Annotated in this window: 25 protein-coding genes and 1 pseudogene; 12 read left to right on the plus strand and 14 right to left on the minus strand. The window is 73.4% G+C overall.

Annotation, left to right across the window (positions count from 1 at the left end; all coding sequences use genetic code 11):
• Nucleotides 1–184 precede the first annotated feature (184 nt).
• A pseudogene (locus ABZ135_RS05125) lies at nucleotides 185–991 on the minus strand (DUF3152 domain-containing protein); the annotation flags it as partial.
• Nucleotides 992–2277: 1286 nt separating this feature from the next.
• Entirely contained in the window at nucleotides 2278–3267 is a 990-nt protein-coding gene (locus ABZ135_RS05130; protein WP_356691922.1) for an alpha/beta hydrolase, read from the minus strand.
• Between the two features lie 143 nt (nucleotides 3268–3410).
• Here ABZ135_RS05130 and ABZ135_RS05135 point away from each other — a divergent pair, with 143 nt between their 5' ends.
• The 4 genes from ABZ135_RS05135 (at nucleotide 3411) to ABZ135_RS05150 (ending at nucleotide 5392) form a co-directional block, all read left to right on the plus strand.
• Nucleotides 3411–3629 carry a hypothetical protein gene (locus ABZ135_RS05135; RefSeq protein WP_356691924.1) on the plus strand — a complete coding sequence of 73 codons (219 nt, stop codon included), beginning with the start codon at nucleotides 3411–3413 and terminating at the stop codon, nucleotides 3627–3629.
• Between the two features lie 243 nt (nucleotides 3630–3872).
• Nucleotides 3873–4532 (plus strand): TetR/AcrR family transcriptional regulator, encoded by a 660-nt coding sequence (locus ABZ135_RS05140; protein WP_356691926.1) that lies wholly within the window; start codon nucleotides 3873–3875, stop codon nucleotides 4530–4532.
• Between the two features lie 183 nt (nucleotides 4533–4715).
• A complete protein-coding gene (locus ABZ135_RS05145) occupies nucleotides 4716–4943 on the plus strand; it encodes a DUF3107 domain-containing protein (RefSeq protein ID WP_345485791.1) in 228 nt (75 codons plus the stop codon).
• 179 nt (nucleotides 4944–5122) lie between these two features.
• Nucleotides 5123–5392, plus strand: coding sequence for a hypothetical protein (locus ABZ135_RS05150; RefSeq protein ID WP_356691928.1), 270 nt, complete (start codon nucleotides 5123–5125; stop codon nucleotides 5390–5392).
• Between the two features lie 56 nt (nucleotides 5393–5448).
• Here ABZ135_RS05150 and ABZ135_RS05155 read toward each other — a convergent pair whose 3' ends face one another.
• Entirely contained in the window at nucleotides 5449–6180 is a 732-nt protein-coding gene (locus ABZ135_RS05155; RefSeq protein WP_356691930.1) for a ferritin-like fold-containing protein, read from the minus strand.
• Between the two features lie 492 nt (nucleotides 6181–6672).
• Between ABZ135_RS05155 and ABZ135_RS05160 the strand changes: the two genes are divergently transcribed.
• Nucleotides 6673–9519, plus strand: a complete 2847-nt coding sequence (locus ABZ135_RS05160; RefSeq protein ID WP_356691932.1) for a DEAD/DEAH box helicase — start codon at nucleotides 6673–6675, stop codon at nucleotides 9517–9519.
• 642 nt (nucleotides 9520–10161) lie between these two features.
• Nucleotides 10162–11106, plus strand: coding sequence for an alpha/beta hydrolase (locus ABZ135_RS05165; protein WP_356691934.1), 945 nt, complete (start codon nucleotides 10162–10164; stop codon nucleotides 11104–11106).
• Here ABZ135_RS05165 and ABZ135_RS05170 read toward each other — a convergent pair.
• The gene (locus tag ABZ135_RS05170; protein WP_356692316.1) at nucleotides 11024–11857 is read right to left on the minus strand and encodes an NYN domain-containing protein; all 834 of its coding nucleotides are present in this window, start codon (nucleotides 11855–11857) and stop codon (nucleotides 11024–11026) included. The two genes, ABZ135_RS05165 and ABZ135_RS05170, sit on opposite strands and share 83 nt — an antisense overlap.
• A 204-nt stretch (nucleotides 11858–12061) precedes the next feature.
• On the opposite strand from ABZ135_RS05170, the gene ABZ135_RS05175 reads away from it, so the two are divergent.
• Nucleotides 12062–12214, plus strand: coding sequence for a hypothetical protein (locus ABZ135_RS05175; protein ID WP_356691936.1), 153 nt, complete (start codon nucleotides 12062–12064; stop codon nucleotides 12212–12214).
• 141 nt (nucleotides 12215–12355) lie between these two features.
• Here the strand turns inward: ABZ135_RS05175 and ABZ135_RS05180 are convergent, their stop codons facing one another.
• The 4 genes from ABZ135_RS05180 to ABZ135_RS05195 all read right to left on the minus strand — a co-directional run bounded on the left by ABZ135_RS05180 (nucleotide 12356) and on the right by ABZ135_RS05195 (nucleotide 15673).
• Nucleotides 12356–12961 carry a MarC family protein gene (locus ABZ135_RS05180; RefSeq protein WP_356691938.1) on the minus strand — a complete coding sequence of 202 codons (606 nt, stop codon included), beginning with the start codon at nucleotides 12959–12961 and terminating at the stop codon, nucleotides 12356–12358.
• Nucleotides 12962–13159: 198 nt separating this feature from the next.
• On the minus strand, nucleotides 13160–14020 hold the full coding sequence (locus ABZ135_RS05185; protein WP_356691940.1) for a PHP domain-containing protein: 861 nt from the start codon (nucleotides 14018–14020) through the stop codon (nucleotides 13160–13162).
• A 214-nt stretch (nucleotides 14021–14234) separates the two neighbouring features.
• Entirely contained in the window at nucleotides 14235–14873 is a 639-nt protein-coding gene (locus ABZ135_RS05190) for a DUF6758 family protein (RefSeq protein ID WP_356691942.1), read from the minus strand.
• Nucleotides 14874–15082: 209 nt separating this feature from the next.
• Nucleotides 15083–15673 carry a suppressor of fused domain protein gene (locus tag ABZ135_RS05195; RefSeq protein ID WP_356691944.1) on the minus strand — a complete coding sequence of 197 codons (591 nt, stop codon included), beginning with the start codon at nucleotides 15671–15673 and terminating at the stop codon, nucleotides 15083–15085.
• Nucleotides 15674–16108: 435 nt separating this feature from the next.
• Between ABZ135_RS05195 and ABZ135_RS05200 the strand changes: the two genes are divergently transcribed.
• On the plus strand, nucleotides 16109–17251 hold the full coding sequence (locus tag ABZ135_RS05200) for a magnesium and cobalt transport protein CorA (RefSeq protein WP_356692318.1): 1143 nt from the start codon (nucleotides 16109–16111) through the stop codon (nucleotides 17249–17251).
• A gap of 146 nt (nucleotides 17252–17397) precedes the next feature.
• On the plus strand, nucleotides 17398–17910 hold the full coding sequence (locus tag ABZ135_RS05205) for a hypothetical protein (protein WP_356691946.1): 513 nt from the start codon (nucleotides 17398–17400) through the stop codon (nucleotides 17908–17910).
• Between the two features lie 39 nt (nucleotides 17911–17949).
• Here ABZ135_RS05205 and ABZ135_RS05210 read toward each other — a convergent pair whose 3' ends face one another.
• Nucleotides 17950–18783, minus strand: a complete 834-nt coding sequence (locus ABZ135_RS05210) for a hypothetical protein (protein WP_356691948.1) — start codon at nucleotides 18781–18783, stop codon at nucleotides 17950–17952.
• Between the two features lie 221 nt (nucleotides 18784–19004).
• On the opposite strand from ABZ135_RS05210, the gene ABZ135_RS05215 reads away from it, so the two are divergent.
• Genes ABZ135_RS05215 through ABZ135_RS05225 form a run of 3 tightly spaced genes read left to right on the plus strand, consistent with a single transcriptional unit; the run spans nucleotide 19005 to nucleotide 22034 of the window.
• Nucleotides 19005–20285 carry a CBS domain-containing protein gene (locus tag ABZ135_RS05215; RefSeq protein ID WP_356691950.1) on the plus strand — a complete coding sequence of 427 codons (1281 nt, stop codon included), beginning with the start codon at nucleotides 19005–19007 and terminating at the stop codon, nucleotides 20283–20285.
• Complete coding sequence (locus ABZ135_RS05220; protein WP_356691952.1) at nucleotides 20278–20856, plus strand: DUF1003 domain-containing protein; 579 nt, start codon at nucleotides 20278–20280, stop codon at nucleotides 20854–20856. The genes ABZ135_RS05215 and ABZ135_RS05220 overlap by 8 nt, the downstream gene beginning before the upstream one ends.
• A gap of 44 nt (nucleotides 20857–20900) precedes the next feature.
• Nucleotides 20901–22034, plus strand: coding sequence for an Mrp/NBP35 family ATP-binding protein (locus ABZ135_RS05225; protein ID WP_356691954.1), 1134 nt, complete (start codon nucleotides 20901–20903; stop codon nucleotides 22032–22034).
• A 78-nt stretch (nucleotides 22035–22112) separates the two neighbouring features.
• On the opposite strand, the gene ABZ135_RS05230 is transcribed toward ABZ135_RS05225, so the two are convergent.
• The 5 genes from ABZ135_RS05230 to sigE all read right to left on the minus strand — a co-directional run bounded on the left by ABZ135_RS05230 (nucleotide 22113) and on the right by sigE (nucleotide 26735).
• Nucleotides 22113–22715, minus strand: a complete 603-nt coding sequence (locus ABZ135_RS05230; RefSeq protein ID WP_356691956.1) for a hypothetical protein — start codon at nucleotides 22713–22715, stop codon at nucleotides 22113–22115.
• Between the two features lie 74 nt (nucleotides 22716–22789).
• Entirely contained in the window at nucleotides 22790–23233 is a 444-nt protein-coding gene (locus ABZ135_RS05235) for a sec-independent translocase (RefSeq protein ID WP_356691958.1), read from the minus strand.
• 91 nt (nucleotides 23234–23324) lie between these two features.
• Nucleotides 23325–25187 carry a trypsin-like peptidase domain-containing protein gene (locus tag ABZ135_RS05240; protein WP_356691960.1) on the minus strand — a complete coding sequence of 621 codons (1863 nt, stop codon included), beginning with the start codon at nucleotides 25185–25187 and terminating at the stop codon, nucleotides 23325–23327.
• 85 nt (nucleotides 25188–25272) lie between these two features.
• Complete coding sequence (locus ABZ135_RS05245; RefSeq protein ID WP_356691962.1) at nucleotides 25273–25980, minus strand: zf-HC2 domain-containing protein; 708 nt, start codon at nucleotides 25978–25980, stop codon at nucleotides 25273–25275.
• Nucleotides 25977–26735: an RNA polymerase sigma factor SigE gene (sigE, locus tag ABZ135_RS05250; RefSeq protein ID WP_356691964.1), complete on the minus strand. Its 759-nt coding sequence runs from the start codon at nucleotides 26733–26735 to the stop codon at nucleotides 25977–25979. Before sigE ends, ABZ135_RS05245 begins: the two co-directional genes overlap by 4 nt.
• Between the last annotated feature and the right edge of the window lie 40 nt (nucleotides 26736–26775).

Here is a 26775-nt window from a genome sequence, read left to right on the forward strand (position 1 = left end):
GCGATGACGAGCAGCAGGGCGGGCAGGGCGAAGAGGATCAGTGCCCGGCGGCGTCGCACCACCGGAAGGGGTGAATGCACGTAACTTTCGCCCCACGGTCGCGTTCTGTCGCGCTACGAGGCGGTTCGGTCACGCAGGGTCAGGCCGTGGCGGAGGGAGAGCAGGGCGCCGGCCCGACGGGGGATCAATTCCCCGGGTGCACCCAGGGGTTCGGCCGGCACTTGACGCCGTCGATGTCGAGCGACTTGGTCTGCTGCTGCATCACGGGGGCGAGCGCGCCCGGCGTACGGCAGGTCACGTGGCTGTGCCCGAGCCGGTGGCCGACCTCGTGGTTGATGAGCATCTGGCGGTACGCGAGCATGGCCTGCGGCCCGAAGGTCTCGGAGCCGCGCGCCCAGCGGAACGCGTTGATCATCACGCGCTGGGTGGAGGCGGAGTCGCAGGACACGTTGTCGATCGTGGTGTCCAGACCGGACTTGGCACACCAGTCGCCGGTGGTCCCCGGGCTGGCCAGGGTGACGACGAACTCCGGCTCCCCGGAGGAGATCCGCTCGAAGGTCATCGCGCCGTTCCCGGCCCAGCTCCGCCGGTCGTTGAGGGTCTTCTGCACGGCCTGCGCGAACAGCGCCGCGTCGAGGCCGAGCCCCTGCTCGACGTCGACCCGGTAGCGGATCTTGCGGCCCTTGCCCGGCGCCCGGTCGAATCCGGGCACCGCGTCGAACCGGCCGGACCCCTTCATCTCCGGGTCCATCGGGAACTGGCGGGCCATGAGCTGCTCGTACGAGGGCGGTGCGGCGGGCACGGGTTTCGCCGGGGCGGCCCGCTCGTCGGACCGCGACGCGGGGCTCTCCGCGCCGACCCGGTCGGCGGGCCCGTCGGCCGCCTGCGGCCTGGCCCCGCCGCCGCTCTCGCGCTCGACGACCTGGCCGGCGACGACGACCGCGAGGACGGTGGTGATCGCCGCCGCGGCGATACCGGTGAGGGTCCGGCCCGTCCCGCCGGACCGGGCGGGCTTCCGCTCCTCGGACGCCCCGTCGGCCGCCGCCGTACCGCCCGCGTCCCCCGCCTCGCCGGACTCGCCCGGCCGCGGCGCCGAGGGCCCCGGCGCCCGGCGCGGCCCGGGAATGAAGGGCCCGGCGGCCCGCACCGAGGCCGCGCCCTCGTCATGAACCGGATGCCCACCGCGTACGGAGGCCCCGCCGGCGGTGGAGTCGCTCGTCCCCTGATAGCGGGGCGTGCCGTGCACCGGCGTGTCATGCGGCGACGCGGCCGCGCCGGGCGCGGCATGGCGAGGCGTGCCGTGGGGCGGGGTGCCGTTGCCGTACGCCGGTGCGGCCTGGTCCCGGGCGCCGTGGCGGGGGGTGCCGTGGGGCGGGGTGCCCTGGGCAGCGGTGTCGTGGAGCGGAGTCCCGTGGGCGGGGGTGCCGTCCCCGGAAGCGGGTACGCCTTGGCCCCGGGCGCCGTGGCGGGGGGTGCCCTGGGACGGCGTGCCGTGGGCGGGAGTTCCGTAAGAAGGTGCGGCCTGGCCTCGGGCGACCTGGCGCGGCGAGCCCTGCGGCGCGGTCCCGTGGACCGGGGTGCCGTGAGCCGGAGTCCCGGAGAAGGGGGCGCCCTGGTCCGGGGCGCCGTGGCGAGGCGGACGCTGCGTCGGGGTCCCCTGGGCGGGGGTCCCGTATGAAGGCGCGGCCTGGTCCCGGGTGCCGTGGCGCGGGGTGCCCTGAGACGGCGCGGCCTGGGCGGGAGATCCGTAAGCCGGTGCGGCCTGGCCTCGGGCGCCGTGGCGCGGGGTGCCCTGCGGCGGCGTGTCCTGGGCGGGAGATCCGTAAGCCGGTGCGGCCTGGCCTCGGGCGCCGTGGCGCGGGGTGCCCTGCGGCGGCGTGTCCTGGGCAGGAGATCCGTAAGCCGGTGCGGCCTGGCCTCGGGCGCCGTGGCGCGAGGTGCCCTGCGGCGGCGTGTCCTGGGCAGGAGATCCGTAAGCCGGTGCGGCCTGGCCTCGGGTGCCCTGGCGCTGTGCCCCGTAAGCCGATGCGGCCTGGTCCCGGGCGCCCTGGGGCGGGTTCCCGTAGAACGGCGCGCCCTCCGCCGTTGTCCCGTAGACCGGTGTGCCGTGCGTCGGGGTGTCGTAGCCCCCCGGGGCGGCGGGGTCCTGCGGGTCGTACGGGTTCGGGGGCCGGCCGTCCGCTCGCCTGCGGCGTCCCGTCCCCGTGCTCGGTGCCGGGTCGGTGTCGGGCACCGGGGCGGCGGGGCCCTTGCGACTATGTCGTCCCACGGTCCGGCTCAGCTCCCGCCTTCGGCCGCCGGCGCCGCGTGCGCGGCGTCGGCGATCAGCTCTCGTACCGCTGCCGCGACGGTCTCCGGATACTCCATCATCGCGACGTGCCCGGCGTCCGGGAGCGTCAGGAGGCGCGAGCCGCGGAACGCGGCGGCGGCCCGGCGCGCCATCCGGAACGACACGAGCTGGTCCCGCGCGCCGTAGACGAGCAGCGTCGGCGCGAGGACCCGCTCGGCCTGCCGCCACAGCCCGTGCTGGCCGCCCAGCGTGTACGCGTCGACGATGCCGCGCGAGGAGCGCGCCATCGCGTCCCAGAAGTACGGCAGCTCGAGACGCCGCTCCATCTCCTCGACGGCGTGCTGGAACCCCTCGTCGGTGACCCGGCCGGGGTCCCCGTAACAGAGCGCCATGACGCCGCGGACCCGCTGCTCGGGCGTCCAGTCCTTCGTCAGCCGCGCGAAGAGCGGCGCTATCCCGGGCAGCGCAAGCAGGGCGGTCGGCCACGCGGTGCGCTGGGCGCGCAGCTCCGGGAGGGCCGGGGAGACCAGGGTGAGGGTGCGGACCAGGTCGGGCCGCACCGCGGCGACGCGGGTGACGATCGCGCCGCCCAGCGAGTTGCCGAAGAGGTGCACCGGGCCGCGGCCGGCCGCGTCGAGGAAGCGGATGACCGCGCGGGCGTGTCCGGTGACGGAGTAGTTGCCGTCGTCCGGCGGCGGCGAGGCGCCGAAGCCGGGCAGGTCGACCGCCTCGCCGTCGACCACGTCGGCGAGCAGCGGCATCAGGGCCGACCAGTTCTGCGAGGAGCCGCCGAGCCCGTGCACGTACAGGGCGGGCGGGAGTCCCGGCCGGTCACCGGGCCGGCAGCGCACGGTCAGCGTCAGTCCGGGCAGCGTGACGGAACGCAGCCGCTCGCCGTCGGCGACGCGCACGGTGCGGGACCGGGTCGCGGGCGGCGCGGCGGCGGTCCGGGTTTCCGGCAGCTCGGTCGAGGGCATGGCAGCGATATTACGAGACGATCACGCCCGGCCGCGTGTGGGTGGCATCACAGGATCGGGTGCGGCGCGGCGGAGTAACTCCTACGCTCGGAGGTGAGGGTCATCGGACAGGACCCGCGGACCGCTCCCCCGGAAGGAACCGCATGACCGCCGACCCGACCGAGCCGGACACATTCGCCGAGGAAGAGGACGCCCAGGTGCTCGACGAGGAGATCCCGGAGGCCGACGCGGCCGAGCAGCACACCGACCTGCAGCCGCTCGAGGACGAGCCGCTCCACCGGCTGCCGCACGAGTCGGCGAACGACGCGGACGCGGTGGAACAGGCCCGGGTGGTGGCACTGGACGAGGACGACTACCGCTGACGCGGGACGCCGGCCGACCCGTGCGCGGACCAGGGAAAAGGCCGGGGCGGGGGCTACCGCCGAGTAGCCCTCGCGGCCTCCCCCGCCCGGTTCGATTGCATGACGATCTCATTGCCCGTCGCCTCTCGCCCCGGGCGTCCGGTCCGTGAAATTCTGCGGTCGCACCGCGCACAGCCGGGTTACCCAAAAGTACGATGGCGGCGCGACGCCAATGCGCGCATGGATCGATCTTTGGGAGGCGGCGTGAGCGCCATCGAGCAGACAGAGGCAGCACGCCCTCGGGGCACGCGCCTGCCGCGCCGTGCCCGACGCAACCAGCTCCTCGGCGCCGCCCAGGAGGTGTTCGTCGCCCAGGGGTACCACTCGGCCGCCATGGACGACATCGCCGAGCGGGCCGGCGTCAGCAAGCCGGTGCTCTACCAGCACTTCCCCGGGAAGCTGGAGCTCTACCTCGCCCTGCTCGACCAGCACTGCGAGGCCCTGCTCCAGTCGGTGCGCACCGCTCTGGCGTCCACCACCGACAACAAGCTGCGGGTCGCGGCCACGATGGACGCCTACTTCGCGTACGTGGAGGACGAGGGCGGTGCCTTCCGCCTCGTCTTCGAGTCGGACCTGACCAACGAGCCGGCCGTGCGCGAGCGCGTCGACCGGGTCTCGCTGCAGTGCGCGGAGGCGATCTCCGACGTGATCGCCGAGGACACCGGCCTGTCGAAGGACGAGTCGATGCTCCTCGCCGTGGCGCTCGGCGGCGTGTCCCAGGTCGTCGCCCGCTACTGGCTCTCCAGCGAGTCGCCGGTGCCGCGTGACAAGGCGGTGGCCCTGCTGACCTCGCTCGCCTGGCGCGGTATCGCCGGCTTCCCGCTGCACCCTGCGGAGGGGCAACTGAACGCCGAGGGCCACTGAGGCCGACCGCGCGCGGGCGCTCGGCCGCCCGTGTCGCGGGTCTTCGGGGTGCCGCTCGTTCCGGGCGCGCTGTTCGCTCCTGGCGTTCCGTGAGCGCGCCGTCTCGGTCCCCTCACCGGGCTAATGTGTGCCAGTAAGGCGCGGGACCCACGCGCACAACTGACCGTTCGGAGGGACATAGCCGTGGAGGTCAAGATCGGCGTGCAGCACGCGCCCCGGGAGATCGTTCTGGAGAGCGGGCAGTCCGCCGAGGAGGTGGAGCGCGCGGTGTCCGACGCGCTGGCCGGCAAGGCGCAGCTCCTCAGCCTGTCGGACGAGAAGGGCCGCAAGGTCCTGGTGCCGGCCGAGAAGATCGCGTACATCGAGATCGGTGAGCCGGCCGTGCGCCGGGTGGGCTTCGGCGCGCTCTGAGTGACAGAGCGACATCCGACAGACGGCGAAGGCCCGGTGGACTCGTTCCACCGGGCCTTCGCCGTGCTCCGCGTCGTCCTCCCACGTCAGGGGGTACGGGAGGATTGTCCTCACGAGCGATCGGGTAGGACGGGTGTGACCGAACTGCCCGCCCCGCACCGCACGCGAGGTGATCCGCCGTGTTCCTGGAAGCCCTCGGTTCCGCTCTGCTCGGTTTCGCCCTGGCCTGGGCCGCCGTGCATCGGCTCTCCGGCCGCCTCCCCGCACGCAGCCTGGTCCTCGTCACGGGCTCGCTCGGCGCGGTCTTCGGCGCCCTGGTGACCCATGGCGCCCTCGGACCGGGGCACTTCCTCGCCACCCTGACCGGCGCCGTGGCGGTGGCGGCGGTGCTGCTCTCGCTGCTGCTCCGTCCGGCCTCGCGCCGACTGCGCCGATCAGCGGCGGTCTGAGACGGCGGTCCGAAGACCCGCGCCCCCGTCTCCGTCCGTGTCCGTCCGTGTCCGTGTCAGGCCGCGAGGCCGAGCGCGGCCATCCGCTTGGTGTGCGCCTCGGTGATACGGGAGAACATCCGGCCGACCTCCGCGAGGTCGAAGCCCGCGGCCATCCCGTCCACACCGCCGACCAGCATCGTCGACAGCGCGTCGCGCTCGGCGACCACGCGCTGCGCCTGCGACAGCGCCTCGCCCATCAGCCGGCGGGCCCACAGCGCGAGGCGACCGCCCACCCGGGGGTCGGCGTCGATCGCCGCGCGGACCTTCTCCACGGCGAAGTTGCCGTGACCGGTGTCGTCGAGGACGGAGAGCACGAGCGCGCGGGTGTCGGCGTCGAGCCGGACCGCGACCTCGCGGTAGAAGTCACTGGCGATCGAGTCGCCCACGTACGCCTTGACCAGGCCCTCGAGCCAGTCGGACGGGGCGGTCTGGCGGTGGAAGTCGTCCAGCGCCCTGGCGAACGGCTCCATCGCCGTCGTCGGCTCCGCGTCCACGGCCGCGAGCCGGTCGCGCAGCCGCTCGAAGTGGTGGAACTCGGCGGAGGCCATCTTCGCCAGCTCCGCCTTGTCCGCGAGGGTCGGCGCCAGCTTGGCGTCCTCGGCCAGCCGCTCGAAGGCCGCGAGCTCCCCGTAGGCCAGCGCGCCGAGCAGGTCGATCACGGCGGCGCGATACTGCGGCACGGCGGAGGCCGTGGCCCAGTCCTGGGCGGCGATACCGGTGGGTGTGGCGTTGTCAGGCGTCTCCATGAAGCGCACAATAGCCCGCTCGGCCGACCGCCCCGGGTGCCGGTCGGCGCGTGCCCGCACGGTGTGACGGTGGCCTCGTCGGGATTTCTCCCAACACACATGCACGATTCCGGGGTACAGTGGTAATGCGCCTGCTGAGTATGCGGACATGCTTTCGCACGTTCGGACGTACTCCGTGGGCCGACTCATGAATGAGGATGCCCGGTCGGTGGCCCGATCGGCTCCGGCCCGACAGCCCTTCCGGCGGCCCGCCGAAGGGTCCCTCAGCGGCACGACGCTCGAGCGACGGCAGTGGTCCCGCGCCACCCGGTGGAGATCTTTCCCGATCCCGCCGGAGGTTCCCGGCACGGTGAGACCCCCTTCGTTCGCCTCGCGGCCGCGTCTCACAGAAGAGGCAGCACCCTGACTACGTTCCGAGACCTCGGGATTCTTCCCGAGACCGCCGAGGCCCTGGAAGCCGTCGGCATCGTTTCCCCCTTTCCCATCCAGGAGATGACCCTTCCGGTCGCCCTCTCGGGCGCCGACATCATCGGCCAGGCCAAGACCGGCACGGGCAAGACCCTCGGTTTCGGCCTCCCCCTCCTGGAGCGCGTCACCGTCCCGGCGGACGTCGAGGCCGGCCGGGCGCAGCCCGAGAAGCTGACCGACGCCCCGCAGGCGCTCGTCGTCGTCCCCACCCGCGAGCTGTGCCAGCAGGTCACCAACGACCTGCTGACCGCCGGCAAGGTGCGCAACGTGCGGGTCCTCGCCATCTACGGCGGCCGCGCCTACGAGCCGCAGGTCGAGGCCCTGAAGAAGGGCGTCGACATCATCGTCGGCACCCCCGGCCGTCTGCTCGACCTGGCCGGCCAGCGCAAGCTCGACCTCTCCCACATCAAGGCGCTGGTCCTGGACGAGGCGGACGAGATGCTCGACCTCGGCTTCCTGCCGGACGTCGAGAAGATCATGAACATGCTGCCGGCGAAGCGCCAGAGCATGCTGTTCTCGGCGACCATGCCGGGCGCCGTGATCGGCCTGGCCCGTCGCTACATGTCGCAGCCGACGCACATCCGCGCCACCTCGCCCGAGGGCGAGGGCGTGACCGTCGCCAACATCAAGCAGCACGTCTACCGCGCGCACAACATGGACAAGCCGGAGATGGTCTCCCGCATCCTGCAGGCCAACGGCCGCGGGCTCGCGATGATCTTCTGCCGGACGAAGCGCACGGCCGCCGACATCGCCGAGCAACTGGAGCGTCGCGGCTTCGCCTCGGGCGCGGTCCACGGCGACCTGGGCCAGGGCGCCCGCGAGCAGGCGCTGCGCGCCTTCCGCAACGGCAAGGTCGACGTGCTCGTCTGCACCGACGTCGCCGCGCGCGGCATCGACGTCGAGGGCGTCACGCACGTCATCAACTACCAGACGCCCGAGGACGAGAAGACCTACCTGCACCGCATCGGCCGCACCGGCCGCGCGGGCGCGAGCGGTACGGCGATCACGCTGGTCGACTGGGACGACATCCCGCGCTGGCAGTTGATCAACAAGGCGCTCGAGCTGGACTTCCACGACCCGGTCGAGACGTACTCCAGCTCGCCGCACCTCTACGCCGAGCTCGACATCCCCGAGGGCACCAAGGGCATCCTGCCGCGCGCCGAGCGGACCCGGGCGGGTCTGGACGCGGAGGAGCTCGAGGACCTGGGCGAGCCGGGCGGCCGCCGCGGCCGTGGCCCGCGCCAGGACAAGCCGGAGCGGACCGAGGAGCGCCCGGAGCGCACCCGGACCCCGCGCCAGCGTCGCCGCACCCGTGGCGGCTCGACCGCCACGGACGCCGTCGAGCAGCCCGCCGCCCCCACCACCGCTCCGGCCCCGGCCCCGGCCGCCGGCCCGGACGCCGACGACACGTCGGCGACCCCGCGCCGCCCGCGCCGCCGCCGTACCCGCGGCAGCGGCGGCGGTACGGGCCAGGGCATCCCGGTGGCCGGCGCGCAGCCGACCGCCGTCGAGCCCGCAGCCGAGGCCGCCCCGGCCGCCGAGGCCCCGGAGCAGGAAACGGAGACCGCCCCGCGGCGCACCCGTACCCGCGGCCGTTCCCGGTCCGCCGAGACGCCGACCGCCGAGACCCCGGTGGTCGAGGCCCCGGCCGCCGAGGCCCCGGTCGCCGAGACCCCCGCCGTCGAGGCCCCGGCCGCCGAGGCGCCGGTCGTCGAGGCCCCCGTGGTCGAGACGCCGGACGAGCCGCGTGCCCCGCGCACCCGGAAGCGGACCTCCCCCGCCGTCGAGACGCCCGCCGAGCCGGCCCAGGCCCCGGAGGCCGCCCCGCGCCGCCGCCGTGGCGGCCGTGGCTCGCGCCCCGAGGCGAGCGGGTCCGTGGCGGCGGGCTCCGGCTCCGTCGCCGTGGCCGCGCCGGTCGAGACGCCGGCCCCGCGCCGCCGTCGGGTGCGTCCGCGTCCCGCCGAGGACACGGTGACCTTCCAGACCGTCGAGACGGCCGCCGCCGCGCTGGCCGCCGCCACGGTTCCGGCTGTTCCGGCCCAGGTCACCGAGGAGCCGAAGGGGCTGAAGGAGTCGAGGAAGGCCATCGTCGCCCCCGAGGCCACCGTCGCCGCCGTGCCGGCGCAGGCCGCCGCGGCGCCCCGTCAGCGTCGCCGCGCCACGCGTCCGGCCACGACCGCGGTCGTGGCCGCGCCCGTCGAGGCTCCGCAGGAGCCGGAGGCCCCGGCCGCGCCGGCCGCCCCGGTCGAGGAGCCGAAGCCGGTCCGCCGCCGGGCGACCCGTCGGGTGTCGAGCCCGGTCACTTCGACCCCGGCCGCCGAGGCCGTGGTGATCGTCGAGGCCGCGGCACCCGCCGCCGAGCCGGCCGCAGCCGCTGCCGTCGAGGCCGAGGCGCCGAAGAAGGCGGCCCCGCGCAAGCGGACCGCCAAGAAGGCCGCCGAGCCCGTCACCGAGACCGCCTCCGAGGCTCCGGCCGCCGAGGCCGCGCCCAAGGCGCCGCGCAAGCGGACCGCCAAGAAGGCCGTCGCCGAGCAGGCCATCGACACCGCCCAGGTGCCGGCCGAGGCCGAGGCGCCCAAGAAGGCGGCCCCGCGCAAGCGCGCCGCCAAGAAGGCCGCCGAGTCCGTCACCGAGACGGCCGCCGAGGCGCCCGTCACCGAGGCCGCACCGAAGGCCCCGCGCAAGCGGGTCGCCAAGAAGGCCGTCGTGGCCGAGGCGCCGGAAGCGTCGGAGCCGAAGACGACGACCCGTCGTCGTACGACCAAGAAGGCCGTCGCCGAGACGGCCGAGACGCCCGAGGTCCCGAAGGCACCGCGCAAGCGGACCGCCAAGAAGGTCGCCGCCCAGCCGGAGACCCCGGCCGAGGCATAAGCCCCGAGCGCGCCCCCGCGGCCCGGTCCCTCCCCCGAGGGCCCGGGCCGCGCTGCGTCCGACACCCGGTACCCGGCCCCGTCCCTCAGCACGCCACCGCGCCCGCGCCCGTCCCGCCGACCCACCACGGCGGACCCGACGCGCCACCGACAGCGCCCGAACCGCCAGCCCAACACGGCGGTCCCGACGCGCCACCCGCCCGCGCCCGTACCGCCGACCCACCACGGCGGACCCCACGCGCCACCGCGCCCGCGCCCGTACCGCCCGCCCATCACGGCGGTCCCCACGCGTACCGCGCCCGCGCCCATACCGCCAGCCCATCACGGCGGTCCCGACGCGCCACCGAAACGGCGCCCGTACCGCCGACCCACCACGGCGGTCCCCACGCGCCAGCGAAACGGCGCCCGGCCGCCCGGAGCCCCACCGCACCCCGTAAGGCCCCACCCTCCCCGCGCCCGCATCGGCCCGGCCGGGAAGCCCGGCCCGCAGCCGCCCCGGCACCGCGCCCCGACCGCCCGGCGCCCACCCCGCATCCACCGCGCACCCACCCCCACGACCGCGGCCACCCCGCGCCCGTCCCCGCTCCCCTCGCGCCCCCCAGCACCCCCGCCCGGTACGCGGGGATCCGGTTACAGTCCCTGTATGAGCAAGCCCCGGTCCCTGGCGTTGCCGCCGCGTACGCGTGCCTATCGGCTCGTCACCGCGCGGGGCGGGTTCGCCGTGCTCGACAGGGAGGCGGTCGGGGCGGCGCGCGGGACCGTGCTGCTGTTGCCGGGGTACACCGGCAGCAAGGAGGACTTCCTCGCGCTGCTCGGCCCGCTCGGGGAGGCGGGGTACCGCGCGGTCGCCGTCGACGGGCGCGGGCAGCACGAGACGCCCGGGCCGCGCGGCCGGGCCGCGTACCGGCGCAGGGCGCTCGCGCTCGACGTGGTGGCGCAGGCGGCCGCGCTCGGTGACGGGCCGGTGCATCTGCTCGGCCACTCGTTCGGCGGTCTGGTCGCCCGGGCGGCGGCGGAGCTCGCGCCGGACGCCTTCGTCTCGCTGACCTTGCTGTCCTCGGGTCCGGGACGGGTCAACCGGCCGCAGCGGGTGCGGGTACGGGCGCTGCGCGGCGCCCTCGCGCTGCTGCCCAAGGAGCAGGTGTGGCGGGCGACCCGGTGGCTGGACAGCCGGGGCGAGGAACCGGACGTGACGGACCCGCCGGAGATCGTGGCCTTCCTGCGCCGGCGGTGGATGACCACCCGGATCGCCCAGTTGTCGGGCGCCGGACGGCTGCTGCTGGGCGATCCGGACGGCACGGCGGCCCTCGCCGCGCTGCCGATGCCGCTGCACATCGCGTACGGCGACGAGGAGATGGTCTGGCCGACGGCGGCGCTCGCGGCGGCGGCCGCCCTCACCGGCGCGCACCACACCGTGCTGGTGGGCGCCGGGCACTCCCCCAACGTGTCGCATCCGGAGGAGCTGGCCGCCCGGCTCACCGCGTTCTGGGACCTGGCGGCCCAGGTCAGTACTGCGTCTTCAGGTGCTGCCAGAAGCCGTCCCGCAGCGCCCGGCGCAGCGGGGCGTGGCCTCGCAGGGACCGGCTGAGGAGCCGTTCGGCCTCCACGAGGAGGTCCTGGTCGACGGACCCCGGCAGATAGGGGGCGCCGGGCAGGAGGTCGGCGAGCCGTTCGCGGCCGCGTTCGGCGAGCCAGGTGGCGGCGATCTGCGCGCCGACGAAGCGGACCTCGTCGCGCGAGGGCGGGGGCTCGCCCTCGTTCTCGTACAGCGTGACCGGCTTCCGGGTCACGTACGGGCGGCAGAAGTCGAGGTCGAAGACGCGCCGGCTGTCGACCTCCCAGAGCAGCGGCTCGGCCTGGTTGCTTCCCTCGGCGGCCTCGATGCCCCACAGGTGGACGCGGGCGCCGTAGCCCTGGGCGGCCTCGACGGCGGAGACGAGGTCCTCGTCGCCGCCGACGAGGGCGGCGTCGCTGATGGCGCGGTGGCGGGCGAGGGACTCCAGGTCGGTGCGGATGAGGGAGTCGACGCCCTTCTGCTGGTTGTTGGCGTTGAGGTTGCCGAGGCGGACCTTGACGTCGGGGAGTTCGGCGACGGCCTGCTGTTCGGCGGTGTGGATGCGGCGCCGGGCGCCGTCGTACCAGTAGACGCGCAGCAGCCTGCTGTCGGCGAAGATCGTGCGGGCGGTGTCGATGAAGGCGTCGATGAGGCCCTCGGCGTCGAGGTCGAAGTTGCGCCGGTCCTCGGTGCCCGCGACCAGCAATCCGGCGGAAGCATAGACGTAACCCGCGTCGACGAAGATGGCGTGGGTAGAAGGGGTCCTGGCCACCTCGGCCAGCATCCGCCGCAGGAGCTCATTGGTGTGCTCCAGGCGGGCCACGATCTCTCCCGGCCCGTCATTCCCTACCGGCGGCTCTACCGGTGAGTAGTTAGTCATCCAAAAAATTTCCTTAGCGTAGGGAATGTTTGCAGGATGCATCCCGTTGTACCCATACGTAACGCAGTTCTCCACCAGGAGGATCAACTCAGACGAAGGGAGAAGCCCATGCGCTTCGAAATCCTGCGACTCGACGACATCGACGGTACGCCCGTCGACCGAACCGTCGTGGACGCCGCCTCCGTCAACGGGATCGTGCGGCAGGCCGCTTCGATCGGCCAGCGCATCTGGATCCGTCCGGCCGACAGCACGGCCTCGTAACGCCGCGTCGGTACCGCACACAGACACACCGCGCCCCCGCACGGACTCCGCAGAGCGGAATCCGTACGGGGGCGCAGTGGTGTGTCCGCGAGCGCGGGCCTCGGGGAACCGGCCTCGAGGGACCGGTCTCGCGAGCCGGCCTCAGGACCCCTGGATCACCTGCGTCACGCCGTTGATGATCTGCTGCACGGCGATCGCGGAGAGCATCATGCCGGCGAGGCGCGTCACCAGGACCACGCCGCCGTCCTTGATGACCCGGATGATCACCAGCGAGTAGCGCATGGTCAGCCAGAGCACCACGTGCATGGCGACGATGGCGGTCCACACGGACACCTGCGAGGCGGCGCTGTCGGCGTGCTGCACGGCGAGGATGACGGACACGATGGCGCCGGGACCGGCGAGCAGCGGCATGCCCAGCGGTACGAGGGCGACGTTGACGTCCTTGGTCTGCTTGGGCTCGTCGGTCTTGCCGGTGAGCAGGTCGAGCGCGATGAGCAGCAGGAGCAGACCGCCCGCGATCATCAGGGCGGGCACGGAGACGTGCAGGTACGCGAGGATCTGCTGGCCCAGGATGCCGAAGACGGTGATGACGCCGAAGGCGACGGCGACGGCCTGCCAGGCCATGCGGCGCTGCACCTTCGCGGCGCGGCCGGAGGTGAGGGCCAGGAAGATCGGGGTGATCCCGGGGGGATCCATGATCACGAAGAGGGTCAGGAACAGCGAGCCGAAGACGGCGACGTCGAACACGGTGAAGGGCCTTGCGGGAAAGGGGTGTACAAGAACATCCGGAACTGGGGGTTCCGGAGCGCGTGCAGGGCGGGGCCCGGCACAGTGGAAACGCGCGCCGATCACGCGCGTGCCCGTCACCCGTGGGCGGGTGACGGGTCGGACGGAGCGGCGGTGAGCCGGAGGAACCGGCGGCGAACCGGACGGACCGGCGCCTGACTAGGCGCGTCCGCCGGCGCCCGGCACCGGGAAGGCGCCCGTGGCGCGGCGGGTGATCTCGCCGTAGATCTCGGGGTCGGTGGTGAAGTCGCCGAGGGCGCAGGTCTTGCGGCTGCCGTGGTAGTCGCTGGAGCCGGTGGTCAGCAGCCCGAGCTCCTTCGCCAGGCCGCGCAGGCGCGCCCGGGTCGGCTCGTCGTGGTCCATGTGGTCGACCTCGATGCCGTCGAGACCGGCCTCGGCCAGCCTGGCTATCGCGGACTCCGGCACGCACTCGCCACGCTTGACGGCCAGCGGGTGGGCGAAGACGGTGACTCCGCCGGCGGCCTTGACCAGGCGGATCGCGTCGACCGGGTCCAGCTCGTGCTTCTGCACGTGGGCGCGGCCGCCGTCGGCGAGCCACTCGGCCGTGAAGGCGCCGGAGACGTCCGGCACGACGCCCAGCTCGACGAGGGCCTCCGCCACATGGGGGCGGCCCACGGAGCCGTCGCCGGCGATCCGGGCGACCTGCTCCCAGGTGACGGGCACGCCGAGCTCTTGCAGCTTGCCGACCATCGCACGTGCCCTCGGCACCCGGTCGTCCCTGACCAGCTCGCGCTCGGCGGCGAGGGCGGGCTCCTCCGGGTCGAAGAGATACGCCAGCATGTGCAGGCTCACGCCGTCCAGGCGGCAGGACAGCTCGGCCCCGGTGACCAGGGTCAGCCCCTCGGGCAGGGCGGCGACCGCCTCCGCGTGACCGCGCGTGGTGTCGTGGTCGGTCAGGGCGACCACGTCGAGCCCGGCGGCGGCGGCCTTGCGCACCAGCTCGGCCGGGGTGTCCGTACCGTCCGAGGCCGTGGAGTGGGTGTGCAGATCGATGCGCACGACGCGGGACTCCTGGTTCGGGGCGGACGGTGGGGACGCTCCAGCATAACGGGCGAATCGAACACGCCCGTACGGTTCCGGCCGACCCGTCGCCCCTTACGGCCCGCACGCCCCCTACGACCCGCACAGCCCGCACGGCTCGCACGGCTCGCACGGCTCGCACGGCTCGCACGGCTCGCACGGCCCGTACAGTGCTACGGCTCTACGCCCGCCCCTAGGTCAGCAGTCTCGGGGTCAGCGCGCCGCACGGCAGCAGCTCGACCTCCGCGCCCGCGTCCCGCAGGTCGGTCAGGACCAGCTCGTCGTACATCAGCAGACCGGACTGCTCGGGCCAGACGATCGCCCACAGCCACAGCCCGCGGGCCTCGCCCGCGAAGACCGCGCGGTCCTGCGGGGCGCCGTTGACGTGCCAGAGTGGGGTGGGCCGGCCTGCGGCCAGCACCTTGACCTGCGGCGGCTTGTCGATCGACATCCCGGGCCCCGGATCGGGTCCGTCGATGCCCGCGTACCGGGCGCCGAGGCCGACGCCGAGCTCCTCGGCGACCAGCAGCAGCTCACCGATGCCGCCGAGCGGACCGGGACCCGAGCAGGCGACGGCGGTCGCGCGACCGCCGCTGCGGTCGTCACCGGCGTACCCGACCCCGGTGAAGAGCCATCCGACGGGTAGGGGCCACGGCATCCACACCGGAACGTGGGCCCGGTGCACCACGACACCGAGGGCCTCGACGCTGGGCGGGATCACGGGCTGCAGCGGATGCACCGAGCCATGCACGTCGCACTGCCACGAGTCGGCAAAGAGACCGGGCGCCCTGACCCGGCCACCGCACTTCGGGCAACTGGGTTCGCCCCTCATAGGGCTCAACGGTCCTACCACCGGAGCCTCGCGTCAAGGACGATCACGGATGATCACCCGTCCGGCCGGAGCCGTTCACCCTCGGTCCCCCTCCGGGCTCGAACAGCGAACGGGCGGGCTCGGCCGGCCCGGTCCGGTCCTGCCCACTCCGGCCCGGTCTGGTCCCGCCCGGTCCCGCCCGGTCGGGATCCCGCGCGTCCCGCTCCGGCTCAGTCCAGCGGCACGGACCTGCGCAGCGGATCGCGCAGATCCGTGCCGTTCGCCAGCCAGCGCTCCTCCAGGGCCTGCGCCCCGTGCACCCGCTTCCACGCCGCCTCGTTCGACGTCATCGGCAGCAGCGGCAGGAAGCGCACCGGATCCATCGGCTCGTCCAGCTCCAGGTCCTCCACCAGACCGCCCGACTCGGCGACGAGCACCGAGCTGAACGGGGCGCCCGGCCACAGCGGCTCACCCACGTCGAGGGAGGCGCCGGGGGCCACGACCACGCCCTCCACCTGAGGGGTGGCGGCGAGCACCGCGAGCGGCCGCAGCACCTTGTCGGTGTCGGCGAGCCCGACCCGTACGGAGAGCACCAGCTCGGCGCGCGGACCCTTCACCGGGTCGGCGAGCACGGCGGTCGGGTCGGCCATCGGCTGGGCGGACATGCCGAGGGTCGCGTAGCGCACGAGACCCGCCTCGGCGTCGAGGAAGCGGAGCACCTCGATCCGGTCGGTGCCTAGGAAGGTGACCGCGGCCCGTGCGTCCGGCTCGCCGAAGGCCGTACGGAGCCGGGCCTCGACGAGCGCAAGAATTTCTCCCATGCGGCGAGCATAAAGCGCGTACGGAACGGGCAAAGGAAGGGATTGACCCTCAGTCGGCTGATAGTCTTGGCCACTGGTCGGGATTCCCGACTGCTCGTCACACGTCATCCCTCACCAGGGACCGGCCGGAGGAGGTGGGACTGCGATGGATCGAAGTCGATCGGGCAGTACCAGCCGCTCTTCCGCCGCACCGCACCCGAGCCCGGTGCGTTCCTCCCCTCGGTGACCCGGGATCCGGCAGCTTGAGCCACGGCCGCCCCCTCCTCTCCGGCATCGCGCACGACGGAAGAGCACACCTCTTTTTTGCCTGTCTGTAGCGAACGCCGTCATCGCGAATCCGCGGTGCCGCCCGCTTTGTGGACGACGTAGCCCCACGTCCCCATTCCGGGCTGTGCCATGCTCGCCGACGGCCTCTCCGTGAAGGAGCAGCACGCCATGTCGATGATCCGCGACCTCCGCGCCGCCGTCCGCCCCTCCCTGCGGCACCCCCTGCGCAAGACCGGCCCCGGCGCCGGCAGCTCGCCGTACGCCAACTACGACGCCACCCGCGACCCCACGGCCGCCACCGCCGTCGTCGACTGCGCCGTCTACCGCGACGGCCGCCGGGTCGACGACCGGGCGTGCCTCACGCCGCGCGGCGCGATGCGCCAGGTACGCGAGAGCGGAGGCTTCGCGTGGATCGGCCTGCACGAGCCGACCGAGGCCGAATTCGCCGGTATCGCCGCCGAGTTCGGGCTGCACCCGCTCGCCGTCGAGGACGCCGTCCACGCCCACCAGCGGCCGAAGCTGGAGCGGTACGACGACACGCTCTTCACCGTCTTCAAGACGATCCACTACGTCGAGCACACCGAACTCACCGCCACCAGCGAGGTCGTGGAGACCGGCGAGGTGATGGTCTTCACCGGCCCCGACTTCGTCATCACCGTCCGGCACGGCGGCCAGGGCTCGCTGCGCAACCTCCGGCACCGCCTCCAGGGCGAGCCGGAGCTCCTCGCCAAGGGCCCGTCCGCGGTCCTGCACGCCATCGCCGACCACGTCGTCGACGGCTACATCGCGGTCGCCGACGCCGTCGAGCTGGACATCGACCAGATCGAGATCGACGTCTTCTCGCCGCCCGCGAAGGGCTCCACGCGAGGTGCCGACACCGGCCGGATCTACCAACTCAAGCGCGAGGTCCTGGAGTTCAAGCGGGCGGTCACCCCGCTGCTGCGTCCGATGCAACTGCTCAGCGAGCGGCCGATGCGGCTGGTCGATCCGGACATCCAGAAGTACTTCCGTGACGTCGCCGACCACCTCGCCCGCGTCCAGGAGCAGGTCGTCGGCTTCGACGAGCTGCTCAACTCGATCCTCCAGGCCAACCTGGCGCAGGCGACCGTCGCGCAGAACGAGGACATGCGCAAGATCACCTCGTGGGCGGCGATCGTCGCCGTCCCGACGGCGGTCTGCGGGGTCTACGGGATGAACTTCGACCACATGCCGGAGCTGCACTGGAAGTACGGCTACCCGATGGTGCTCGGCGGCATCGCGGTCATCTGCTTCGCCATCCACCGCACCCTCAAGCGCAACGGCTGGCTGTAGCCGCCGGGGGCGGTTCCTCCGTCGGCTACGGCTCCGGTTCCGGCCGTGGCTCCGGCTCCGGCTCCGGCACCGGCTGTGTGGCTCCGGTACCGGCACCGGCCGCTCCGGCCGGCTGTCGGGCCGGCCGCTGTCGATAGGCTTCGGCCATGACCGATCTGTCGCTCGGGCCCGCCCTCGTCGAGGAGGCCACCAAGAAGTCCGGCCTCATCTGGGTACGGGGCCAGGTCCCGGCCGCCCGGGCGCTGTGGCACGTCTGGCACGACGGCGCCGCGCATGTCGTCGGCGACGGACCCGGCGAGCAGCCGCTGCCGGGCCTGGTCGACGGCGGCACCGCCGAGGTCACCGTCCGCAGCAAGGACAAGGGCGGCCGGATCGTCGCCTGGACGGCCGCCGTGCGCGAGGTGCCGCCCGGCACCGAGGAGTGGGACGCGGCGGTCGCCGAGCTGAAGGGCAAGCGACTCAACGCGTCCGACGGCGAAGCCATGCCCGAGCGCTGGGCCCGCGAGTGCCGGGTGGTGCGCCTGGAGCCGCGGTCGTCGACCACCGACCTGCCGGACGGCTCGCTGGCCGCGGCACCGCTGCCCTCCCCCGGCATCACCCGCCACCCGATCCCGGCCGGCCTGCCGAAGCTGCTCTTCAAGAAGCGCCGCAAGGGCTAGACCGCGTCCACGGCCTCCGTGCGGGCGAACGCCCACTGCCTACGTGCGGGGGAGCTGCTTGCCGTAGTCGACGGTCTGGCTCTTCGACGGTTCGGCCAGCGGGAAGTCCTTGTCCCACTCGGACAGGATCACCACGCCGGCGCCGCCGGCGCGTGCGAAGCGGAGCGGGAACGGGGTGCCCTGGAGGGAGACGTCGAGGGAGCCGCCCTCGCCGTCCTCGCCGCCCTTGACCTTGACCGTGCGGATGCCGCCGATCTTGTCGTAGTCGCCCTTCACGACGTCACCGTGCAGTCCGATCAGCCCGTCGAGCAGCAGGTCCATGTCGGTGAAGCCGCGCAACTGCTTGTACGCCGGGTCGTCCTCCGGCACCTTCACGTACTTGTCGTCGAGCTTGTCGGCGGCCTCGGAACCGGCGTCCGAGCCCGAATCCGAGTCCGACTCCGAGCCCGATTCCGAGCCGGTCCGCGTGTCGGAGGAGCCCGAGCCGGAGCCCGACGGGTTCTTCGACGGCGTGTCCTCGTGCTCCCAGAAGGCCGCGTCGGCCTTCAGATAGAGCGCCTCGCCCACCCGCAGCAGCTCGAAGGTGCTGTTCTTCGTGGTCACCGAGCCGGAGGCGCCGTCCTGCTTCAGGCGCATGTTCAGCTTGTACGTGCCGCCCTTGCTGACCAGCGTGCCCGACAGCCGTACCGCCTTCGCCGCGTCCGCCGCCGACTGGGCCTTCTGCTCGATGGCCGTCGCGTCGAGCCGCCCGACGCCGTTGGTCCCCTCGTCCGGGTCGGCCGCGCAGGCGGTCAGCGCCGAGAGGAGACCGGCGCTCAGCGCCAGCGGCAGGACGGCCCCGCGGATGCGCGAGGACGAACGGAGAACGGTCACCTGGGCGCGCCTCTCGGGTCGGTGGGGGGACAGGTCGGTGGAAGCCGGGTGCCGGTGGGGACGGCAGACCGCAGCGTACCCGGGCCGGAAGGCGATCCCGCAGGCAGCCGGACGGGCGCTCTGCCGAAGCGCGGCGCACCGGCACGGGCTAGCCTGAACCCGCAAGCGGGACGACGGCCCGACATCGACCCGAATCGTGCGGCACCGAGGAGGCGCGTGGCATGGCGGCAGGCGCCCCCCGGATCTTCGTCTCCCACCTCGCGGGGGTTCCCGTCTTCGACCCCGTCGGCGACCAGGTCGGCCGCGTCCGGGACCTGGTGGCCATGCTGCGGGTCGGCCGCAGGCCGCCGCGGCTGCTCGGGATGGTCGTCGAGGTGCTGTCGCGCCGCCGGGTCTTCGTCCCGATGACCCGGATCACCGGTGTCGAGTCCGGGCAGGTCATCACCACCGGCGTGGTCAACATGCGCCGCTTCGAGCAGCGCCCGACCGAACGCCTGGTGCTGGGCGAGCTGCTCGACCGCCGGGTGCGGCTGGTCGAGCCGGACGGGCGCGAGGGCGAGGAGGTCACCGTCCTCGACGTGGCCATCCAGCAGTTGCCCGCCCGCCGCGACTGGGAGATCGACAAGGTCTTCGTGCGGCGCGGCAAGGGCGGCGCGCTGCGCCGCAAGGGCGAGACGCTGACCGTGGAGTGGTCGGCCGTCACCGGTTTCTCCCTGGAGGAGCACGGCCAGGGCGCCGAGAACCTGGTCGCCACCTTCGAGAAGCTGCGCCCCGCCGACCTGGCGAACGTGCTGCACCACCTCTCCCCGAAGCGCCGGGCCGAGGTCGCCGCCGCCCTCGACGACGACCGGCTCGCCGACGTCCTGGAGGAGCTGCCGGAGGACGACCAGATCGAGATCCTGGGCAAGCTGAAGGAGGAGCGGGCCGCCGACGTCCTGGAGGCGATGGACCCGGACGACGCGGCCGACCTGCTCTCGGAGCTGCCGGAGGAGGACAAGGAGCGGCTGCTGACGCTGATGCAGCCGGAGGAGGCGGCCGACGTGCGCCGGCTCATGGCGTACGAGGAGCGGACCGCGGGCGGTCTGATGACGACGGAGCCGATCGTGCTGCGCCCGGACGCCACCGTCGCCGACGCGCTCGCCCGGGTGCGGCAGCAGGACCTCTCCCCCGCGCTCGCCGCGCAGGTGTACGTGTGCCGGCCGCCGGACGAGACGCCGACGGGCAAGTACCTGGGCACGGTGCACTTCCAGCGGCTGCTGCGGGACCCGCCGTTCACGCTGGTCGGCGCGCTCGTGGACAGCGATCTGCCGCCGCTGGCCCCGGACACCCCGCTGCCGGCCGTCACCAGCTATTTCGCCGCGTACAACCTGGTGGCCGCGCCGGTGGTGGACGAGAGCGCTTCGCTGCTCGGGGTGGTGACGGTGGACGACGTGCTCGACCACCTGCTGCCGGACGACTGGCGCGAGACGGAGTTTCACGAGGAGGGGGTGGCCGGTGGCTGAGCGCACGCAGGAACGGGATCGCGAGCGGGACCGGGAGCGGACGCTGCCGCGGATCCGGCTCGACCAGCCCCGGATCCGGCGGCCGCGGCTGCTGCCGGAGTACGACCCGGAGGCGTTCGGGCGGCTGTCGGAGCGGATCGCCCGTTTCCTGGGGACCGGGCGCTTCCTGGTCTGGATGACCCTGACGATCGTCGTGTGGGTGCTGTGGAACGTCTTCGCTCCGCCGTCGCTGAAGTTCGACGAGTACCCGTTCATCTTCCTGACCCTCGCGCTGTCCCTGCAGGCCTCGTACGCGGCTCCGCTGATCCTGCTGGCGCAGAACCGGCAGGACGACCGGGACCGGGTGAATCTGGAGCAGGACCGCAAGCAGAACGAGCGGTCGATCGCCGACACCGAGTACCTGACGCGGGAGATCGCGGCGCTGCGGATGGGTCTGGGCGAGGTGGCGACGCGGGACTGGATGCGGTCGGAGCTCCAGGACATGCTGAAGGAGCTGGAAGCACGGGACGGGGAGCGCCGCGATCTATTCCCGGGGGACGGCGATCGGCACAGTGACGTACCCGACCGTTGACAGGGCTTTCCGGCGCCGGTGGTCGGCGCCGTACCATCGTCCGTATGGCTACGGAAGACGCGGTGCTCGAAGCACTGGCGACGGTGAACGACCCCGAGATCAACAGACCGATCACCGAGCTCGGCATGGTGAAGTCGGTGGAGATCGGTGACGACGGCACGGTCGCCGTCACGGTCTACCTCACCGTCTCCGGCTGCCCGATGCGTGACACGATCACCCAGCGCGTGACGGAGGCGGTCTCGCGCGTCGAGGGCGTCACCGGCGTCGACGTCACGCTGGACGTGATGAGCGACGAGCAGCGCAAGGAGCTCGCGGCGGCGCTGCGCGGCACCACGGCCGAGCGCGAGGTGCCCTTCGCCAAGCCGGGCTCGCTGACCCGCGTCTACGCGGTGGCCTCCGGCAAGGGCGGTGTGGGCAAGTCGTCGGTGACGGTCAACCTGGCGGCGGCCATGGCCGCCGACGGTCTGAAGGTCGGTGTCGTGGACGCCGACATCTACGGCCACAGCGTGCCGCGCATGCTGGGCGTGGACGGCCGTCCGACCCAGGTCGAGAACATGATCATGCCGCCGTCGGCGAACGGCGTGAAGGTCATCTCGATCGGCATGTTCACCCCGGGCAACGCGCCGGTGGTGTGGCGCGGCCCGATGCTGCACCGCGCGCTCCAGCAGTTCCTCGCCGACGTGTACTGGGGGGACCTGGACGTCCTCCTGCTCGACCTGCCGCCGGGCACCGGTGACATCGCGATCTCGGTCGCGCAGTTGGTGCCGAACGCGGAGATCCTGGTCGTCACCACCCCGCAGCAGGCGGCGGCCGAGGTGGCCGAGCGGGCCGGTTCGATCGCCGTGCAGACGCACCAGAAGATCGTCGGCGTCGTGGAGAACATGTCGGGCATGCCGTGTCCGCACTGCGACGAGATCGTCGACGTGTTCGGCACGGGCGGCGGCCAGAAGGTCGCCGACGGCCTGACGAAGACCACCGGCGCGAGCGTCCCGGTGCTCGGCTCCATCCCGATCGACGTCCGCCTGCGTGAGGGCGGCGACGACGGCAGGCCGGTCGTCCTGACCGACCCCGAGTCCCCGGCGGGCGCGGCCCTGCGGGCCATCGCCGGCAAGCTGGGCGGCCGTCAGCGCGGTCTGTCGGGCATGAGCCTGGGCATCACGCCGCGCAACAAGTTCTGAGCGGGGCGCCGGACGCGCTCCGAGCAGTTTGTGACAGAAGGGGCACCCCGTCCGGGGTGCCCCTTTCGCATGTCTCCGTCAGGCGTACGCGCTGAGGTCCTTCACCTGGGCGAAGCCGAGGCCGTACGCGCTCATCCCGCGCCCGTACGCCCCGAGGTGCACGCCCGGCGCCGAGCCCGCGAGGACCCACCCGAACTCGGACTCGCGGTAGTGGAACGGCATCGGCACGCCGTCCACCGGCAGGGAGAGTGTGGACCAGGCGGGGCCGTCGAGGTCGTCGGCCAGCTCGAAGGCCGTCTCGGTCTGCTGGTCCAGCCAGTTGTCGCGCAGGGTGTGGTCGAGCTGCGCGGGCCAGGTGTGGGCGAGCAGTCCCGAGCCGGCCAGCCAGGCGGCGGAGGAGACCGAGGTGGCCTCCAGGACGCCGGTGCCGTCGCCGGTGCGGCGTACGGGGTTGGCGGCGACGGTCACCACGACGGCGAACCGCTCCTTCTCCGCGCCGCCGGTCTCGGACTTTATCGACGGCTCGTCACCGTGGCCCATCGAGCCGTACTGGACGGTGCCGTCCGCCGCCGTGCCGATCTGCATGAGCCGGCGCGGTCCGGTGAACGCCTCGTCCAGCCCGTACCAGGCGAAGGGTGCGCGTAGAAAGCCGTCGGCTTCCACCCGACTCGTCGTCTTCATCTCGGCCGCCTCCTCGTTCCGTCAACAGAGCGAGGATAGCCACCGATACGCAGTGGGGCGGTGACAGGCCGTCGTCAGGTGGCGTCCGCGTCGTACGGCGGGCGCTCGTCGCCGTCCTTCTTGTCCTGCTTCTTCAGCAGGTCGGGGCTGCCGTTGACGGCCGTGGGAACGGCGGGCGCCGGGGAGGACTCGCGGCCGTGGACGGCGTCGGCGACGTCGTTCATCTCCTTCTTGAGGTCGAAGGTGGAGCGGAGCTCCTTCAGGTCCTTCAGGTCCTCGTTCTCCGCGAGCTGCTTGCGGATGAAGGTCTTGGGGTTGAGGTCCTCGAACTCGAAGTCCTTGAACTCCGGGCCGAGCTCGTTGCGGATGTCCTGCTTGGCGCTGTCCGAGAACTCGCGGACCTTGCGGACGAAGCGGGAGACGTCCTGGATGACCTTCGGCAGCTTCTCGGGGCCGAAGATGAGCACGGCGAGGACCACGAGCGTCACCAGCTCGAGCGCGCCTATGTCGCTGAACACCCTGTAGCTCCTTCACGCCGTTCCCGGGCCCGGTCCACGGTACCCGCCGAAACTGTCGGACGGGTACCACGTGGTGTCCTCCACATGGCGGCTAGGCGCCGGAGGAGGAACCGAGCGTCAACGTCTTGGTCTGCTCTTTGCCGTCGCGGGTCAGGGTCAGTTCGAGGCGGTCGCCGGGGCGGTGGGCGCGGATCTTGACGATCAGCTCCTCGCCGCTGTGGACGCGCTGGCCGTCGACCTTGGTGATGATGTCGCCGGGCCGGACGCCGGCCTTGTCGGCGGGGCCGCCGGGCGTGACGGACGCGGTGCCGCCCTTGCCCTTGTCGCCGACCCGGGCGCCGTCGCCGTTGTACTGCATGTCGAGGCTCACGCCGATGACGGGATGGCTGGCCTTGCCGGTGTTGATGAGCTCCTCGGCGACACGCTTGCCCTGGTTGATCGGTATGGCGAAGCCGAGGCCGATGGAGCCGGACTGGGTGCCGCCCTCGCCGCCGGAGCCGTTTCCGGCGGCCCGGATGGCGCTGTTGATGCCGATGACGTGGCCCTGGGAGTCGACCAGCGGGCCGCCGGAGTTGCCGGGGTTGATCGGTGCGTCGGTCTGGAGGGCGTCGACGTAGCTGATGTCGCTGCCGTCGCCCTTCTCGCCGCCGGCGGTGATCGGGCGTTCCTTGGCGCTGATGATGCCGGAGGTGACGGTGTTGGACAGGTCGAAGGGGGCGCCGATGGCGACGACGGGGTCGCCGACGCGCACGCCGTCGGAGTCGCCGAGCGGCAGCGGCTTGAGGCCGGAGACGCCGGTGACCTGGATCACGGCGAGGTCGTAGCCGGTGTCACGGCCGATGAGCTTGGCGCGGACCGAGTCGCCGTTGCTGAAGGTGACGGAGATCTCGCCGGAGGAGGCGGCGGCGTCCACCACGTGGTTGTTGGTGAGGATGTGGCCGCGGGTGTCGAGCACGAAGCCGGTGCCGGTGCCCGAGGACCCGGCACCGCTGACGTGGATGGTGACGACGGAGGGCAGGGCGCGGGCGGCGATCCCGGCGACGCTGTCGGGCGCGCGGCCGGAGTTCGCGGGGCCGGCCTGGGGCAGCTCGACGGTGGTGATGCCGCCGTGCCGTTCGACGTAGGCGCCGACGCCGCCGCCGATGACGCCGGTGACGAGGGCGAAGGCGAGCGCGGCGACGAGCGCGAGGCCGCGCCGGGGCTTCTTGGCCGCAGCGCCCTCGGCCGGTCCCTGCTGGACACCCCACGGGTCGTAGACCGGCGCCCCGGGCGGCGTGGCCGCCGCCTGGGCGGCCACGGGCACCGGAGCGACCGGCGGGACGGCGGGCGGCCCCGCCGGCACGGGCCGCTGGACCGGAGGCGCGGGCGCCCACGGCCCCGGCTCGCCGTAGGGCGGCGTCCGGTACGGGTCGGGCGTGTGCAGCGGCTGCGGTGCCGCCTGCGGCGCTACGGGCGCGGGGGCCGAGCCCGTCTCAGGGCCCTGCGCTTCCGGCGCCGACTGGGGTGCCGCCTGCGGTGCCGACTGCGTCGGTACGGAGGCGGGCGCGGGACCTGGTTCGGGCGCCGCTTCCGGTGCTGCCGACGGGGCCGTGTGCGGTGCCGGCTGCGGTGCCTTCCGCAGCGGTACGGGCGCGGGCTGGGGGCCCGGTTCGGGACCCGCCTCGGGCGCCGGCTGCGGCTGGGGCTGCGGCTCAGCGCCGTCCGGGGCGGGCGCGGACTCTCCCCCGGCGGGCGCGGGCGTCGCCTCGGCGGGCGCGGGCGTCGCCCCGGCGGGCGCGGGCGTCCCCCCGGCGGGCGCGGGCGTCGCCCCGGCGGCGGGAACCTCGGCCGCGGGCGCCGGGACCGGGGCCGCGAGGGTGAAGTCGCTGTCCCCGGCCTGGTCGGCGGGTGCGCCGGGCGGCGTGGTCGGTGTGGACGACGGCCGGCTCCACCAGGTCGGCTTCCCGTTCTTCATGCTCTCCCCGCAACAGATGACCCTGTCCGCGCCGCTCGGATCGTCGACGGCGCGCCCCTGCCCCTGGATTCAACCAGGTCGCCGCTCAGCGAGGGGAGGGGCTGGGTGCCGGGGCCGGGGTCGGCGCCGGGGCGGGTCCGAAGGAGAGCCGGAGGGCCGGGCTGACCGGCCGTACGAACGGGGACAGTTCGAGCCGGGCCGGAACGACCGTCGGAGGCGCGGCCTCCGGGGGCTGCTCGCGGCGCGAGCCGGACGCGAAGGTGGCCGGCGCCCGCAGCGGAGTGACGTTGCTGCCGGTGCCCTGGCCGCCGCGCGAGGTGTCGAGGGACAGGGTGCCGCTCAGCGCGATCGCGGCGAAGGAGACCGCGCTGGCCGCCGCGAAGGCGAAGCGCCGTCCCCGCCACGGGGAGCGGTCACCGACCTCGTGGATACGGAAGCCGGTGTCCGGGGTGACGGGCGTCGCCGTGGCGAAGCCGTCGGAGGGCACTCCGCCCCGGCGCAGCAGGTCGTCGAAGGGTCCCCCCTGGTCATGCGGTCCCCCCGGCAGCCCCTGGAGGCGTGCCAGCAGCCCTTCCGAGGGCGGAGGGGGCGCGGTGGACGCGAAGACGCTCTTCAGGGTGCGCTGGGCGTCCGCCTCGGCCTTGCACCTGGGGCAGGTGGCGAGGTGGGCGAGGACCCGTTCCCGGGCGTCGTGGCCGAGCTCGCCGTCGACGAGCGCGGCGAGCCGGTCCCCGAGGTGCTGTTCCGCGAGCCCCTGTTTCCCGGGGCGCGCGGACGGACTGGTGCCACTCACGCCGCTCCGCCCTCCCAGCCGACGGTGGCCAGCGCCCGCTCCGCGCGTGCCTCGGGCGACCGGTGCTTGAGGGCCTTGCGCAGGTGGGAGCGGCCGCGGTGGATACGGCTGCGGACGGTGCCGAGCTTCACGCCGAGGGTCGCGGCGATCTCCTCGTAGGAGAGGCCCTCGATGTCACAGAGGACGACCGCGGCGCGGAACTCGGGCGCGAGGGTGTCCAGGGCCTGCTGCACGTCGGCGTCGAAGTGCGTGTCGTTGAACGCCTGCTGCGGGGACGGCTCGCGGCTGGGCAGCCGCTCGGCGGCGTCGTCGGCGAGCGCGTCGAAGCGGATCCGCTGCTTGCGGCGGACCATGTCCAGGAACAGGTTCGTGGTGATGCGGTGCAGCCAGCCCTCGAACGTGCCCGGCGTGTAGGAGGACAGCGAGCGGAAGACGCGGACGAAGACCTCCTGGGTGAGGTCCTCGGCGTCGTGCTGGTTGCCGGTGAGGCGGTAGGCGAGGCGGTAGACCCGACCACTGTGCGTGCTGACGATCTCCTCCCAGCTAGGAGGAGTCCACGCCTGCGATTCCGCATCCGATGCGAAGGTCGCGGTGGTGGGTGCGGAGTCGGCGGTGCGGAAACGGTCAGCGGTGTCGGTCACGGATTTCGGCTCACCTGCCGACCTGAGGAGGCGTCGGAGCGCTCCTCGCCTGGTCACAGGCGCAGCCGCACCTCCCCTGTCGGCTCTGGTGGTGTCCAGTGGAGCCCCTACCATAGCCACCTCGCCCGTTAGCTCCGGATAAGAATCTTTACGC

Origin of the sequence: Streptomyces sp. NPDC006339 (assembly GCF_040612775.1) — a bacterium.
In the GTDB taxonomy this organism is placed as follows: domain Bacteria; phylum Actinomycetota; class Actinomycetes; order Streptomycetales; family Streptomycetaceae; genus Streptomyces.